This is a genomic window from Natrinema sp. CRL1, assembly GCF_059162405.1.
Window position 1 is genome coordinate 184,406 of sequence record NZ_JBLVOY010000005.1, and the last position, 15,681, is coordinate 200,086.

Here is a 15,681-nt window from a genome sequence, read left to right on the forward strand (position 1 = left end):
TCTTGAATCTTTCTCTCGCTTCGCCCGGTGGCCGAACCAAATCGACGGGTCAGTCGTCGTTTGCCGGGGCAACGAGCGAGATCGGATGCTGCGGGTGGCGAGCGAGGAGTCCGTCTAGTTGTTCGAGACACGAGGTTCCGCTCGCGACGACCGTCCGGTCGGCGGTCTCGGGGGTTTCGAACTGCTCTCTGAGCCGGTCGCCGACGTCCATGCTCAGTTCGTAGTACTCGCTCTTGTAGCCGAAACTCCCCGCCATGCCACAGCACTCGACATCGGAGGTGACGACGTCGTACCCTAGTCGTCCGAGGACGTCCGTCGTGTAGGCCTCGAGTTCGAGGGTCCGCTGCTGGCAGTGGGAGTGATAGGCGATATCGGCGTCGAGACGATTCCCGTCGTCTGCGCTCCGCAGCGACGCGAGGTCGGCCCCGTTCTCGAGCAGGCCGTAGACGTACTCGAAGACCTCGTAGCTGCGATCGGCGAGGGTCTCGTAGCGGTCCGCCTCGAGCAGCCGCTCGTACTCGCCGCGGAACATGGCGAGGTCGCTCGGCTCGATGGCGACGACGTCGTACCCCGCCTCGAGGTAGGGCTCGAGGTCGGCGGTCGCGTCGCGAGCGTGGCGCTCCGCAGTGGCGATCATCCCCTGGGAGAGGGGGGCGCGGCCCGACGACGCGACCTCGGGGACCTCGACCGCGACGCCCAGCGCCTCGAGCGTTCGGACGGCCGCCTTCCCGCGGTCGGTCCGGATGTAGTTCGTGTAGAGGTCGGGGTAGACGACGGCGTGGTAGTCGGCGTCGGCGGGTCGGGGAACGTCGCGGTTCCGGAACCACTCGACGAAGGTCTCGCGCTCGAATTCGGGCAGATCGCGGCGACGATCGACCCCGAGGATCCGTTCCATGAGCAGCCGGGACGGACGCGTGTCGGCGGCCCAGTTCGAGACGGGCGCGGTCGCGGAGCCGAGTTTTGCGAGCGTCGCGAAGTTGCCGAAGAAGCGCTTTTGCAGGTCGAGTCCGGCGGGCTCCTCGTCCGGCGTGAGCCCCTCGACGAGGAAGTCGAGTTCGCCCTCGTCGGCCCCGCGATTGCGCCGGTCTCGGACGACGGTGTTGATCCACGGGATGTCGATCTTCACCGGACACTGGTTGACACACCGCGAGCAACCGGTACAGAGGTCGTTGAACTCGTCGGCGGACTCCCGACCGTGGATGCCGGCTTCCCAGCCGGTGGCGATCCCGCCCGAGTAGGTTTCGCCGCCGAAGACGTGGCCGCCGACGGACTGGAAGTTCGCACACGAGTTCGCACAGGCCGAACACCGGATGCAGTACAGCGTCTCCCGGAGCTGGTCGTCATCGCGCATGTCCATGCGGCCGTTGTCGAGCAAGACGAGGTGGAAGTCCCGGTCGGTCGGCTCGTCGCCGATCGGCTCGTCGTCGTCGAAGTCGACCGGCGGCGTCGCGACCGGCGGCGAGAACAGCGAGACGTAGGATGTGATATCCTGTCCCGTCCCCGACCGCGCGATCAGTTCGACGAACGGCTGGAGATCCTCGAAGGTCGGGACGATCTTCTCGACGCCCGCGACCGCGACGTGTGTCTCCGGCACGGCGACCGTCTTGCGGGCGTTGCCCTCGCTGGTGACGAGCGCCATCGTCCCCGTATCCGCCGTCACGAAGTTCGCGCCGGTCACGCCGATGTCCGCGTCCTCGATCCGCTCGCCGAGATACTCTCGGGCGAACGCGGTCAGCTCCTCGGCGGTCTCGAGTTCCTCGTCGGGGTCGAAGTACTCGTTGAACAGGGCGGCGATCTCCTCGCGGGACTGGTGGATCGCCGGCGCGACGAGGTGACTAGGCGCTTCGTCGGCGACCTGCAGGACGAACTCGCCGAGATCGGTCTCCCAGACATCACAACCCTCGACCTCGAGTTGTTCGTTGAGATCGATCTCCTCGGTCGTCATCGACTTGGACTTGACGACGGTCTCTGCCGCCCGTTCGCGGGCGAGTTCGCGGATGTACCGGTTCGCGTCGGCGGCGTCGTCGGCGACGTAGACGGTGCCGCCGTTTGCTTCGACCGTCTCGCGCACCTGCTCGATCAGTTCGGGGAGTCGCTCGATCGCGTCCTCTTTGATCGTACGTGCCCGGTCCTTGTACGCGTCGTAGTCCTCGAGTCGGGCGACGGACTCGTAGCGGCCCTCGTTGAACCCGCGGGCGTTTCGCTCGACGCTGTCGCCCTCTGTTTCCATGACGGACCGGATTCGCTCGGCCATTCGAGATCGCTTGCTCGCCATTATTCCTCCGCGTCCTCCACGACGATCGCGTGGGTCTCTCGCGGGCCGTGGACGCCGTAGACGAGTTCGCCCATGTCGGCGGTCGCGCTTGGGCCGGTCGCGATCACGGCGTCGTCGCTCCCGGCGCGGAACCGATCACCCAGCCGCTCGAACGCCGCGGCCATGTCGGGGACGAGGTCCCGCTCGCGGACGATGATCACGTGGCGATTGGGGAAGAGACCGGCGAGTTCGGTTCCGTCCGGCGTCGACTCGAGGACGACCGAGCCGTAGTCGGCGACGCCGAGCGCGGCGGCCGTCACGCCACAGGCCGCCTCGCGGAGTTGGTCGGGCGTCGGGTCGAGGACGACGTCTGTCCCCGCGAGGGACACGTCCTCGAAGTGGAGGGGCGCACCGATGGCGGGCCGGTCGACGACCTTGGCGAGCGTCTCCCGAAACGCGGCCGCCGAGGTCCGTGTGACGGCGGTCCGAACGCTCTCGAGGTTCGTTTCGAACGTTTCTAGTTGTGTTGCCATTGCGTGGTCGTCACTAACTCATGCCACGGATTTGGATCTTGTCATTGACCACCACGTTGTCGCGGACGAAGAGCGCACTCGTCGGCCCGGTCGGGGCGCGAAAACCGGCGTGCCGGCCGTCGGCCGCCCGGCGGCGGTCGCTATGGGACGCCGTCTCGAGCGGTCGTCAGTAGTTGTCGTAGACGGTCTTCTCGATCGTGTAGAACTCAAGTCCCTGGTCGCCCTGTTCGCGCCACGTCTCGCTCGAGGAGCCCTTCATCCCGCCGAAGGGAACGTGGAGTTCGAGGCCGGTCGTCTTCGCGTTGACCTTGGCGACGCCCGCCTCGATCTCGTCGACGAAGCGGTTGGCCTCGGTGTGGTCGTCCGTGACGACGCTCGCCGAGAGCCCGTAGTCGACGCCGTTGGCGACCGCGAGCGCGTCGTCGAAGTCCTCGACCTCGAGGACGGCGAGGACGGGGCCGAAGACCTCCTCCTGTGCGAGGCGCATCGACGGCTCGACGTCCGAGAAGACCGTCGGCTCGACGTAATAGCCGTCGCGGTCGAGGGCGTTCCCGCCCGCCTCGAGCGTCGCTCCTTCGTCGCGAGCGATATCGACGTACTCGAGGGTGCCCTCGAGTTCGGACTTGCTGACGTGGGGGCCCATGTTGGACTCCTCGAGCCCCGGCCCGGGTTTGATCGCCGCGGCGCGGTCGGCGATCGCGTCGACGAACTCGTCGTAGACGTCCGCGTGGACGATCGCGCGCGAGCAGGCGGTACAGGCCTGACCGGTGACGCCGAACGCACCCGCGGCGACGATGTCGGCCGCTTCCTCGACGTCGGCGCTGTCGGCGACGATCGTCGGGTTCTTGCCGCCCATCTCGAGCTGGACGCGCTTGCCGTCCTCGGTCGCCCGATCGTAGACGCTGGTGCCGACCGCGGTCGAGCCGGTAAAGGAGATCGCGTCGACCGAGTCGTTAGTGACGAGTTCCTCGCCGACGCTGCTGCCGGGCCCGGTCACGAAGTTGGCGACGCCGTCGGGGAGCCCCGCGTCGTCGAGGGCCTCGAAGATCGCGTGGGCGACGCCCGGGGCGAGCGACGCCGGCTTGAGCACGGCGACGTTGCCGGTCGCCAGCGCGGGCGCGAGCTTCCACGCCGGAATGGCGATCGGGTAGTTCCACGGCGTGATCAGGCCGACGACACCGAGGGGCTCTTTGACCGTATACAGGGTCGTGTTCCGGCTGCTCGGACTTTTAACCGTGCCGCCGAGATCGCTGGCCTTCGCGCCGTAGTAACCGAAGATATCGATCGCGCGCTGTACCTCGCCGGCGGCCTCGCCGCGGAGTTTCCCCTCCTCGCGGACAAGCAGTTCCGTCAGTTCGTCTTTTCGATCGGCGAGGATCCGGCCGGCCTCGGCGAGGATTCGGCCCCGTTCCGGGCCCGGCGTCGCCGCCCACTCGCCGGCCGCGGCCGCCGCGGCCTCGACGGCTCGTTCGGCGTCGGCTTCGTTCGACTGCTGGTAGCGTGCGACGATCTCGTCCGGCGCGGCCGGGTTCTCGACCGCGACGGTCTCGCCAGTTTCGGATTCGATCCACTCTCCGTCGACGTAGTTGCGTTGCTCGACAGCCATCATCGATTAGTACTCGAACTGATGCATAACGATTTCGGTAGTCGAGCGTCGCGCTGCCGCGATGTCGGTACGACCGGCCGCGCGTGGGCTTCAGAGCGGCGGGAGGTTGCCCGTCGTCCGGTGTCCGCAATCACCGTCGATCGGCGTCTCGGCGGCGGTGCAGTCGTTGGTCGCGAACAGGCGCGCGTCGTCGCAGGCCGTCGTCGAGAGGAAGGTCCCGGTGCCCGGACCCGCTCGACAGTTCCTGATCGTACTCGCCGCCGTTCCCTCGAGGGAGATCGCGGCGGCTGCCCCGTCGGACGCCGTCTCCCTATCCTCCGCCGGTCGCGCCTGCCGTCCCGCGAAGCCGTCGATGGCGACTCCGTCGACGTCGACGCAGCGAACGCCGTGTACGAAGTACTCCGGCGGGTCGTCGCCCCACTCGAGCGCGATGTCGACCAGTTCGAGATCGGCGACGCACTCGCAGTGGACTCCCGAGATCTCGGCCGCGTCGATCGGGGCCGTAACCGCGGTCGGCTGCAGGTCGATATTCCCGCCGACCGTGTCGGCGTGACGGCCTGCATCGATCGACAGCGACACGGAATCGAGGCGGACGTCCTCGAGGGTCGCGTCCGCGTGGCCGTAGAGAAGCGCGCCGTTCTCGGCGTCCGCGACGACGTTCGAAAACCGAACGTCCCTGACCGCGCCGAGGTCGGTGTCCTCGTCGCGGGGCACCGAGGTCACGTAGATCGGCTCGCCTTTCCCCCACCACGGCCCCGGACGCAGTTGCGTCTCGAGGGTGATGTTCGAGAACAGGACGTGCTCGATGGCACCGCCGTCGCGGTGTTGGATCCCTAGCCCCCGGTTCGAGCCGTAGACGATGCAGTTGTCGATCGTACAGTGGCGGATGTCGCCACTCGTCTCGGAGCCGAGTTTGATCGCACACGCACTCGAGGCCAGCGTGCAGTTGGTGATGGTGACGTGCTCGCAGGGTCGCTCGCGGTCGTCGTGGGCGACGAGCGTGATCGCGTCGTCGCAGGCCTCGATCGCGCAGTTGGTGACGCGAACGTTCCGGGAGTTGCCGATCGCGATCCCGTCGCAGTTCGGGATCTGCATGTGGTTGCGTATCGTTACCCCGCGGACGTCGACGTCGGTGCAGTCGTCGAAGCTGAGCGTCCACGCGGGCATGTCCCGTAGCGTGAGATCGCGGATCGAGACACCCGCACAATCGACGAGATGAATCATCGGCCCGGGTCGGAACGACGGCTTCGCGACCGGCCACTCGTCGGTCGCGCCCGACCGCTCGAGGTACGCCTCGCCCTGTCGGGCGCGATGGGCGGCGTTCGAGACGAGCGGATGCCCTTCGCTCTCGCCGGAGTGCTGGCGGATCGGTTCGTCGGTGTCCGTACGTTCTGTTCCGCGACCGTCGATCGTTCCTTCCCCGACGATGGCGACGTTCTCGACGCCCTCCGCGAGCACGAACGGGCGCTCGCCGTCGGGGCCGACGTGGCGATCGATGAACGCCGACTTCGACTCGGCGGGGTACAGGCGGGTCCCCGCCTCGAGACGGAGCGTCACGTCGCTGCGGAGGTGGACGGTCCCGAGAGCGTACTCCCCGCTCGAAACGGTGACAGTCCCGCCGCCGGTGTCGTAGCAGGTGTCGATCGCGCCCTGGAGGCGTTCGGTCGCAAGGTTAGCCGCCGCCTCCATATCGCGACTCGATTCGGTCAGCGGTTCGATTCGGAACGGCGGGGTCGATTCGGTGTGCTCGGTCATCTCGTCCGAGTTATCGGCACGGACTGTCTAAATCCCTCCGCTCGCCGCCGTCTCATCGATCAGTGATCGCCTTTCGCTATAGCTGGAGGTAAAGAATTAAGTTCACGTATACTGACTGTCGTTGTGTCGCAATAGCGCGACAGTGTTTGTCATGAGCAACGAGAGCGATCAGCGGCGAACGGAACAGCCGTCTCGAGCGGAGACTGACGCCTCGACTTCGATGGGGCGACGCGGAGCGATGGCAGTGCTTGGGGCCGCCGGACTCGGAACGACCCTGGCCGACACAACGAGCGCACAGAGCGGGAACGAAAAAGGGGGTCCGGAAACCGGCAACCAGCCGTGGTACGAGTGGGATGCCGACGTCGACGCGGGCGGGAACGGTCTGTACGGGTTAGAATCCCTCGACGTATCGCATACGTACACGGATGCGGGCGAGGCGGACGTTCTCGTCTGGCGCGACGACGACGGCGTCTACCACGCCGATGGCGGGAACGAGACGGTCGCGAGCAGCGAAGAGCCGATGCCAGTCGTCCAGTCGGCCGTCGACGCACTCGAGGCCGATCGGACGACGAAAGCCACGGTCCACGTCGTGGCAGACCTCGCGGTAAGCGAGGACCACGAACGCACGGGCGTCGACGTGCCGAGTCACACCAGACTCGACATCGCGGGCGCGGTGACGGTCGAGGGCGAGACCGGCCCGGTCCTCTCGCTGGAGAGTGTCGAGAACGTCGCCGTTCCCCGTCTGACAGTGAGGGGCGCGGCGAGTCAGGCGATCTTCGCCGACGATTGCTCGGGCCTGGCGATCGGTCGCCTGTGGATCGACGGTGTCACCGTCCAAGGCGTCCGGATTCAGGGCGGCAGCGCCGATATTCAGATCGACACCGCCTACGTGACCAACACCGGCCACCACGGGATCGAAACCTACGACGTCGAGCGAATTCAGATCGGACAGGTGATCGGCGTCGATCCGGGAAGCTGCGTCTTGCTGTTGAACGAAACGCTCGACGCAACCGTCGGCCAGGTCGTCGGCGAGAACCCCTCGTTTGACTACGCGACGTTTCGCCTCGCGAACGGCTGCCGGAGCGTGTCGGTCGGCCGCGTCGTCAGCCGCGGCGGCGTCCGCGGGCTGTCGATCATCACGGGGACGCGGGACGTTACTGTCGGCGAGGTAAACATTCAGGGCGGCTCGAAGGCCGGTATCCTGCTGGTCGACGTCAGGAACGTCAAGATCCTCGGGGGCGTCATCAAGAACTTTGACGGCCCCGGCGTCAACTTCTGGTCGCTCGGGCTGCAGGGCTCCGCCTCGGAGATCAACGAGGGGATCACGCTCGCCAACCTGCGGATCACCGACGACCGCGACGATCCCGTCCAGCCGTGGGCGATCAGGGAGGACGGTGCCTGTCTGCACAACCAGTTCATCAATAACGATGTCCGCGACGGCGGGACCGAGGGGCTCATCCGGGTCGCCTCCGAGACGACCGTCGTCCACGGCAATGTCGGCGGCGGTCTCGATCAGGGAACCGTCACCCTCGAGTCCGATTCCTCGCCGGCCGCCCGCGTCACTGATGTTTCCGAGCACTATCGATCGACGCTCGATGCCCGCACGACGCCAGTCGGTGAGGCGGGTGCGGCGGCCGCGTGGGAGCAGTACCCCGAGTGGAACGGCAACTCCTGGGACCTCGTCTTCGAGTGGCGGACCGATCCCGGCGCGGACGTCGACGTCGATTACATCGTCGACCAGCCCCGCGCGACGATCGGCCGTTCGATAGACAGAGACGCGCTCTGGGAGGCGGCCGTCCAGTCGATCGAATCCGGGACCTATCGGATCGTCGCCGAACACAGCGACAAGGTTCTCGAGGTCGCGGATGGCTCGACAGCCTCGGGTGCGCCGATTCAGCAAGGCGAGTGGGCCGACGAGCCCCACCAGAGATGGATGGTCGACGGCAGCATGGACGGTCGGCAGGGCTACTTCACGCTCGCCGCGGCACACAGCGAGAAGGGGATCAGCTTCTCCGGGAAGCAAGCGGTGCAAGGCAGCGTCACGGAGTACCGGATGGAGCGATACGAGACTGGCTTCCAGATCGACGTTCCGGACGGCCGACTCGAGGTCGCGGACGGTTCGAGGGCCGCGGGTGCGCCGGTCCGCGCTGGCGAGTGGCAGGGTGAGACGAACCAGATCTGGCGGTTCGAACGACTGTAGCTGGCGACTCGAGATCGACTGCCGACGGCGACGTTCTTTTTCGCGACCCACACGACTCGCTCGAGAAATACCGTGCAGAGACCTGTCGTGTACTGTACAGCCTCGACTTTTGGTGACGACGGGTCGAATCGGCGACGAAAACCGGAGTCTGCTAGATGTAGTCTTCCGGATCGGGACGATCGTCCTGCTCGTCGTCGCGCAGGTACCGCCGTGCGGCCGGCACGAACTGATACCGCAGATCGACGTAGAACGAGACGATCCCGTAGATCCAGAAGAAAAACAGCACGACTGCGGCGACGATGAACAGGACGCCGGTAGTCGTCACCATCGATCAGTCACCCCTGAATCTCTTCGGACGAGCTCGCTTCGGTGTCCATCGCGATCTGCTCGACGAGCGAGTGAGCGATCGCGTCGCCGGTCGCTCCGTCGAAGAGGTGCACCTTGTCCCGATCGAGGACGACCTCGACCAGTTCGTCTTCCTCGATTTCGGTGTCCGGGTCGATGGTCACGAGCAACTCCGCTTCGTCCGTCCCCATGAGTTCATCCTTGTCCACCCCAGCACCCCGGGGAACCAGATAGGCGTACGTCTGATCGCCCACCGGCTCGAGCACGTCGACGACGGTCTCGAACGAGGCGCTGGCCGTCGCGGGTTCGTCGTCGCTCTTGGCGAGGTAGACGTCTTCCGGTCGGATGCCAACCCTGATGTCGCTGCCATCGTGTTCGGCCCCGAGTGTGTGTTGGAGCTGGAAGTGCTCGAGGTCGATGGCGTCCCCGTTCATCGTGCCATCGAAGATGTTCATCGAGGGACTTCCGATGAAACTCGCGACGAACTCGTTGGTCGGTCGGTTGTAACACTCCAGCGGCGGTGCACACTGCTGGAGCGTACCTTTGTTGATGATGGCGATGCGGTCGGCCATCGTCATCGCCTCTTCCTGATCGTGGGTCACGTACACCGTCGTAATCCCCAGATTCTTCTGGAGCCGCTGGATCTCGGTCCGCATGTGCACACGCAGCTTCGCGTCGAGGTTCGCCAGTGGCTCGTCCATGAGGAACACTTCCGGCTCACGGACGATCGCGCGGGCGATGCCGACACGTTGCTGTTGGCCGCCCGAGAGTTCGCTCGGGCTGCGATCGAGCATGCCCTGGAGTTGGACGGTCTTTGCCGCCTTCTCGACTCGGCGGTCGATCTCGTCTTTGTCGAAGTCCCGAAGTCGGAGCCCGAAACTGATGTTCTCGTAGATATCCATGTGGGGGAACAGGGCGATGTTCTGGAAGACCATCGAGATATCCCTGTCCTTGGGTGGCTCGTTCGTTACGTCCTTGCCGGCGATCTCGACCGTGCCGCTCGAGGGCAGCGTCAGCCCCGAGATCATTTCCAGCGTCGTCGATTTTCCACAGCCCGACGGACCGACGAGACAGAGAAACTCGCCGTCCTCAATCCCGATGTTCATCTCGTCGACCGCGACGACCGCGTCGTACCGCTTTGTCGTGTTATTTAGGTTAACGTGTCCCATGTTGTCACTCCTTTAGTCCGCCTTGAGTTAAGCCTCTAACGATATGTTTCTGTGCGAAGACGACGAGCAGCGCGACGGGGATGATCCCTACGATGCTCGCTGCCGCCATCATGTTGTACAGCTGTCCGCCCTGTTGTTCAAACTCGAGGATCCCGTAGACGAGGACCGCCCAGTTGTCAGCTTCGCCGTCGGTCATCATAAACGAAAAGAAGAACTCCCGGTAGACGCTGATGAAGACGATGATCGCCGCCGTCGTGACCCCGGGGGCCGACAGCGGAAGGATGACCCGGAACAGCGCACCGAGTCGCGTCGTCCCTTCGACTCTGGCGGCGTCCTCGAGCCCGTCGGGGATCTGGCTGAAGAACGTCGTCAGGATGAAGATCGTGATCGGAAGGGTCAACATCGTGAACGGGAACGCCATCGACCACGGCGTGTTGTAGAGATCCGGCGTCATGAACGGACCGACGGTCAACGTTCCCGTCAGCATCTCGTACAGCGGGATCAGGTACGCGATCCCGGGGAAATACGAGACGACGAGCAATAACAACATCAGCGGGGCTTTACCGCGGAAGTCGACGCGACCGAACGCGTATCCCGCGAGACTGCCGATCAGCAGGCAGATGACCACCGTGAGCAGCGCGATGATGATGCTGTTGAAAATGTAGTGGTGGATCGGATACTGCTGGAAGATCTCGACGAACACCCCGATATTGGTCCCCTCGGGGAGGATCCCCATCCCGTATAGCCGATCGCTCGGCGTGATCGCGAGGACGAACAGCCAGTAGAACGGGAACAGCGTGACGGTGATAAACGATGTCAGACCCACGTAGAAGAGGATCCTGTAGGTGTCGTAGGGGTTGTTGATCAACAGGTCGACGACTCGACCCACGGGACTTCGCGATTCGTCTTGGACGTTACTCATTGGTGGTTACCTCGTTGCGGAACTGGATGAGATACACCATCACGATCCCCGCGATGATGAGCGCCGTCAGGAAGGCGATCGCGGACGCGGTCGCCCACCGCTGCATGCGGAACGTATCGACGACGAGGCAGGTCAGCGTCGGGACTGTGCTACAGCCAGCGGAAGCCTCGACGATGCCGTAGACCTTCATCGAGCTGATCGTATAGAAGATCATGCCGATGAACACGACCGGCTTGATCAGTGGGAACGTGATCAGCTTGAATTGTTGCCACTTCGATGCGCCGGCGACCTCGGCCACGTCGTAGAGACTCTGGTCTACGCTGGCGAGCCCGGCGAGGATGATGAGTGCGATAAACGGCACTCGTCGCCAGACGTCGACCAGCATGACCACGAGCATCGAATCGCGCGTACTGACGAGCGGGTTCGCCGACATGAGCCCGAGGCTGTGCAGCGGCTCGACGAGGAAGCTGATCGAGGGCTGGAACATCAGGTAGAAGATCATCCCCTGAATGACGATCGGGATCGACCACGGCAGGAGGACGATCATGCGTGCGGCTGCACGCCCTCGGAACTCCTTGTTGAGCAACAGCGCCATGCCGAGCCCGAGCCCGGTCCCCATGCTGACGCTCACCGCCGTGATGAGCAGCGTAATGACGAGCGCGCTCGAGAGCGGATTACTCAGGCTAATGAACGGATCGCTGAGGATGATGTTCATGTCACCGTTGAGTATCGCGGTGTACGTATCGAGCCCGACGAACTCGCCGACCGGATACTCGCCGTAGAGGTCGTCGCTGTGAAGCGAGACCCACAGCGTTCTGAGCAGCGGATAGAACGCGAGAACCGAGAGGACGAAGAGCATAGGGCCGATGAGGAGATAGCCGTATTTGTCCTCGTCTAACCGTTCGATCCTGTACAGGATGGGCGATACCGCGCGGGATACCTTCTTTAACATTGTGGTAACCTACTTTGCATGGGGTTCACGAACAATCTTGTAAGTTTCGTTATTCCAGTTCCGAGGGGAAGATATTGAGAGCGATCTAGAGATCGGAATTTTCGATTTCCTCGACGGCCTCCTGTGCGGCTGCAACAGCTTCTTGGGGCGACTGTTCTTGGTTGAGACAGGCGTGGAACTCGCTTGCGATGGCGTTCTTTTGGGAGTCCCAGATCTGGTTGATTGGGTGGACCCACTGATTCTCCGACTGGAGCTGCAGGGTGTCGAGATAGCGGTTCATCACCGGGACGTCCTGTGCCTGCTCCGACTCGTACAGTTCCGGCTTCGGCGGCGTCGATCCGGCCAACTCGAAGATATCGAGGTAGAACTCGTCGGAGGTCATCGCCTTCAACACTTCGACGGCGGCAGGGAGGTTCTCGGAGTTCGGATTCAGCGAGAGGTGCCAGCCGCCCAGCGTCGAGTTCGTCCCACCGGTTCCCGCGTACTCTGCGTCCTCCTTGCTGACGCCGTAGGGGAACGGCATAAGGCCGATGTCGTCGCCGAACGCGTCGTCGCCCGCGAACTGCGCGATCGCGTACGACCAGTTTCGATGGAAGGCCGCCTCACCGGCAGCGAACGATTCTTGGGACGGCTGCGTGTCCCAGCCAAGCGCCTCCGAGGGGAGGATGTCACCGGTGATTCCGTCTAACGCGTATTCGTCGTCGGAGCCGTGCATGAACGTCCGCAGCAACTGCAGCGCCTCGATCACCGGTTCGTCGTCAATCGTGATCGGTCGGTCGCCAATGGGCCCGTGCTGGTTGTCCATGTCGCCGAAGTAATTGCCACCCATCGTGACGACCTTCTCGTAGCCGGTCTGGTGACCGATCGTCCGCTGGTTGAGCGTCGTCGTATAGCCGTGATCGATGTCGTTTGCCTCCACGGTAGTGCTGACGATGTTGGCGAACTGGTCCCACTCCATCGGTTCCGTCGCCCAGTCTTCGCCTTCGGGGTCGTAGCCAGCGTTCTCGACGTAGTCTTTCCGGTAGAGGATCGCAGGGATGTCGACGAACTGTGGTATGCCGTAGAGACCGCCGTCCCACCGCATCGAATCGACCATCACCTGGTGGTAGTCGTTCTCGATCTCGTCGAGTTTCTCCTGTGGGAGCGCCTCGTTCAGATCGACCAGCCATCCCCGCGGCGCGAACGAGGAGGTGTACGAGAAGTTCGTCAGCATGATGTCCGGCGTGGATCGGCCGGCCTGAAGGATCTGGTTGTACCGGTCCTCCTGATCGTCCGCTCCCCAGACACCGGTCGAGAACTCGACGTCGATGTTCTCGTGAAGACCGGCGTTTCGCATCGATTCCTTCAGTTGGTCCTCGATATCTCCGAACAGCGGCGCAGTACTGTATTCGATCGTCGCCTCCTCGCCGTCGTACTCCGATAGGTTGAGTTCTTCGTCCTCGCCACCGCCGATACAGCCAGCGGTTCCGACGACCCCTGCAACCCCCGCTGCCGCGACGAATCGCCGCCGAGAGACCGCGCTATCAGTTCGTACTCTACTCTTCAGCCTATGGTTGGGTCTACCTGCCATGGTTATCCAATGAGTAGACCATTATATAAATATAACCATTTATTTGGTGGGCGGCCCGTTAGCAACCGATTGCTTTCCGTTCACGAGCGCTCGCACGGGGATTCGTCCTATCATCGACAATCAATCACCGACACACAGCCTACTACTTATTCCTCTTTGAGTGGACGTTGCCCTGCAGGACCGGTGATCAGTCACGTAGTTTCTCACCACCGACGGCGATGCTGCCAAGGTATCCGGCATCGCCGGACAACTGTTAAATAGGACCTGCCGTAATAGACTACTATGCCGAATCAATCACGTAGTCCAGTCCAAGCTGCTGCGACGACGTTCACGGTCATCGAAACGCTTCACGAACTCAATGGAGCGGGCGTTTCAGAGCTCGCCGCCGAACTCGAGATGCCAAAGAGCACGGTCCACGACCACCTACAGACGTTGACCGACGCCGAATACTTGGTTAACGAAAACGGGACCTATCACGTCGGAGCGCGCTTCCTCGAGTTAGGTGGATTCGCCCGTAGCCAGATGAAACTGTACCAGATCGCGACTCCTGAAATCAAGAAGTTAGCGAACGAAACCGGGGAACACGCCAATCTCATGATCGAAGAACACGGGAAAGGGATCTTCCTCAATAAGGCAAAAGGCCGTGACGCAGTGAATCTGGATACGCATATCGGCAAGCGAGTGCATCTTCATACGACTGCACTGGGAAAATCGATTCTCTCGAGACTCCCTGAAGGGGACGTCGATGAGATCATCGACCGACACGGTTTGCCGGGCGTAACCGAGAAGACCATCACGAGCGCCGACGAATTGAAGACCCAACTGGAGAAGGTACGCGAACGGGGTTATGCGATCGACGACGAGGAGCGAGTGCCCGGAATGCGCTGTGTCGCAGCACCGATCTGTGATACCGAGGAGAAACCCATCGGTGCGATCAGCGTCTCGGGACCGACGAACCGATTCGACGACGACACGTTCGCTACTGAGATCCCGAAGACAGTCTTGAGCACTGCAAACGTAATCGAGGTGAACATGACTTACTCGTAGCCTTTTCCGGTATTACCGGACTGGTGTGATGATCACCCGCAATATACACCAGTTCGGGGAGAAAGCGCCGATCCTCGAGTTGCAACCCGTATCACTCTGCGCGATCCGGGTAGCGACGCTATCTCTCCGGGGTGATTTTACAGGTAGCTGTACGTACATCGATTGAATATCATCTGTAATCGGCTCTAAAAGAGTTGAATCACCAGTAGTGACGCCGCGATCATGGTTTACAAACATATGTATGTTATAGGAGTAGCGCCCCATCACACCTGTTTCCGGTATCACCGAACAAAATCGAACGAATTGGACTGTACAACGGAGTCGGACATGGGTACAGTTCTCCTCGGCAGATTCCATGAAATAATACGGAAGACGTGTTTGAACGGCTCTGGTGAATCGCCAGACAGCACGGACTTCGACCGTCAAATCTAGGAAGGTGAAGCGGGAAACCGCGGATGCTCTATGTCCAAAATCTCCCGCTTCACCGGGAAGGTCGTGACGTTGGCTAAAAATGCTGTTGGTGGTCGAGGCGAATCCGCCGCCCCGCAGGGTGGCGGCGGATTCGCCGACTACGCCGTTGTTTCGTTGCATTGTCTCCGGATTTACTTGGAGAAGTCCTACCGGGAGGCGCTTGATCTCCTGAGTGAAATGCCACAAATACTGGCGGAAATTGGCCTTGAGAAGGCCGATCTCCCAGATCACTCGACGCTAGTGAAGGCGTTTGATAGGATCAAGATGGCGGTCTGGCGAGTGCTGCTGCGCCTGTCGGCGCAGCTGCACGAGCCGTCTGGTCACGTTGCGATGGATGCGACGTTTTTCGACCGTGAAAACGCCAGCAAACACTACTGCCGACGGACGAATTACCGCGTGCAGACGCTCAAGACGACCGCTCTCGTCGATACAGAGTCACAAGCTGTTCTCGACGTACACTGTACGACCGAGAAACGTCACGACACGCAGATCGGCTGGCAACTCGCCCGCCGCAACGCGGGCGAGTTGCACAGCCTCGCTGCCGACAAAGGCTACGATTGGCAACGATTACGTGAGAAACTCCGAGAAGAGGGCGTAAGACCGCTGATCAAGCATCGAGAGTTCCGTCCCATCGATCACGCGCATAATGCGCGGATCGATGGGACTCTCTACGGCCAGAGAGCGTTGTCTGAGACCGTCTTCTCCGTAATCAAGCGCACGCTCGGCGACGCCGTGCGTGCGCGAAGCTGGTATCGAGAGTTCCGTGAAATCGTTCTGATGTGTGCCGTCTACAACATCAAGCGTGCTGTGAGCTAGGCAAATCCAACGTCGTATGGCGATTCACCACGGTCGTTTGA

12 protein-coding genes are annotated in these 15,681 nt (G+C 62.8%); 3 read left to right on the forward strand and 9 right to left on the reverse strand.

From position 1 onward, the window contains the following. Positions 1-49: 49 nt before the first annotated feature. From ACJYUO_RS17530 to ACJYUO_RS17545, 4 genes are all read right to left on the reverse strand, one after another. Positions 50-2,275: an LUD domain-containing protein gene (locus ACJYUO_RS17530; protein WP_494346628.1), complete on the reverse strand. Its 2,226-nt coding sequence runs from the start codon at positions 2,273-2,275 to the stop codon at positions 50-52. Then, positions 2,275-2,787, reverse strand: a complete 513-nt coding sequence (locus ACJYUO_RS17535; RefSeq protein WP_494346629.1) for an LUD domain-containing protein — start codon at positions 2,785-2,787, stop codon at positions 2,275-2,277. The genes ACJYUO_RS17530 and ACJYUO_RS17535 overlap by 1 nt, the downstream gene beginning before the upstream one ends. A gap of 166 nt (positions 2,788-2,953) precedes the next feature. After that, a complete protein-coding gene (gene xacF / locus ACJYUO_RS17540) occupies positions 2,954-4,393 on the reverse strand; it encodes a 2,5-dioxovalerate dehydrogenase (RefSeq protein WP_494346630.1) in 1,440 nt (479 codons plus the stop codon). A 90-nt stretch (positions 4,394-4,483) separates the two neighbouring features. Beyond that, positions 4,484-6,148: a glycoside hydrolase family 28 protein gene (locus ACJYUO_RS17545; RefSeq protein ID WP_494346631.1), complete on the reverse strand. Its 1,665-nt coding sequence runs from the start codon at positions 6,146-6,148 to the stop codon at positions 4,484-4,486. A 151-nt stretch (positions 6,149-6,299) separates the two neighbouring features. Between ACJYUO_RS17545 and ACJYUO_RS17550 the strand changes: the two genes are divergently transcribed. After that, positions 6,300-8,348: an RICIN domain-containing protein gene (locus ACJYUO_RS17550; protein WP_494346632.1), complete on the forward strand. Its 2,049-nt coding sequence runs from the start codon at positions 6,300-6,302 to the stop codon at positions 8,346-8,348. A gap of 151 nt (positions 8,349-8,499) precedes the next feature. On the opposite strand, the gene ACJYUO_RS17555 is transcribed toward ACJYUO_RS17550, so the two are convergent. From ACJYUO_RS17555 to ACJYUO_RS17575, 5 genes are all read right to left on the reverse strand, one after another. Beyond that, complete coding sequence (locus tag ACJYUO_RS17555) at positions 8,500-8,676, reverse strand: DUF8005 family protein (protein WP_494346633.1); 177 nt, start codon at positions 8,674-8,676, stop codon at positions 8,500-8,502. Positions 8,677-8,683: 7 nt separating this feature from the next. Next, positions 8,684-9,862: an ABC transporter ATP-binding protein gene (locus tag ACJYUO_RS17560; protein WP_494346634.1), complete on the reverse strand. Its 1,179-nt coding sequence runs from the start codon at positions 9,860-9,862 to the stop codon at positions 8,684-8,686. 4 nt (positions 9,863-9,866) lie between these two features. Further along, complete coding sequence (locus ACJYUO_RS17565; RefSeq protein ID WP_494346635.1) at positions 9,867-10,784, reverse strand: carbohydrate ABC transporter permease; 918 nt, start codon at positions 10,782-10,784, stop codon at positions 9,867-9,869. Next, the gene (locus ACJYUO_RS17570) at positions 10,777-11,736 is read right to left on the reverse strand and encodes a carbohydrate ABC transporter permease (protein WP_494346636.1); all 960 of its coding nucleotides are present in this window, start codon (positions 11,734-11,736) and stop codon (positions 10,777-10,779) included. The genes ACJYUO_RS17565 and ACJYUO_RS17570 overlap by 8 nt, the downstream gene beginning before the upstream one ends. 85 nt (positions 11,737-11,821) lie before the next feature. Next, positions 11,822-13,306, reverse strand: a complete 1,485-nt coding sequence (locus ACJYUO_RS17575; RefSeq protein WP_494346637.1) for an extracellular solute-binding protein — start codon at positions 13,304-13,306, stop codon at positions 11,822-11,824. 282 nt (positions 13,307-13,588) lie between these two features. Between ACJYUO_RS17575 and ACJYUO_RS17580 the strand changes: the two genes are divergently transcribed. Both ACJYUO_RS17580 and ACJYUO_RS17585 read left to right on the forward strand, forming a co-directional pair. Then, positions 13,589-14,353, forward strand: coding sequence for an IclR family transcriptional regulator (locus tag ACJYUO_RS17580; RefSeq protein WP_494346638.1), 765 nt, complete (start codon positions 13,589-13,591; stop codon positions 14,351-14,353). A gap of 462 nt (positions 14,354-14,815) precedes the next feature. Next, positions 14,816-15,640 carry an IS5 family transposase gene (locus ACJYUO_RS17585; RefSeq protein WP_494346639.1) on the forward strand — a complete coding sequence of 275 codons (825 nt, stop codon included), beginning with the start codon at positions 14,816-14,818 and terminating at the stop codon, positions 15,638-15,640. Positions 15,641-15,681 lie beyond the last annotated feature (41 nt).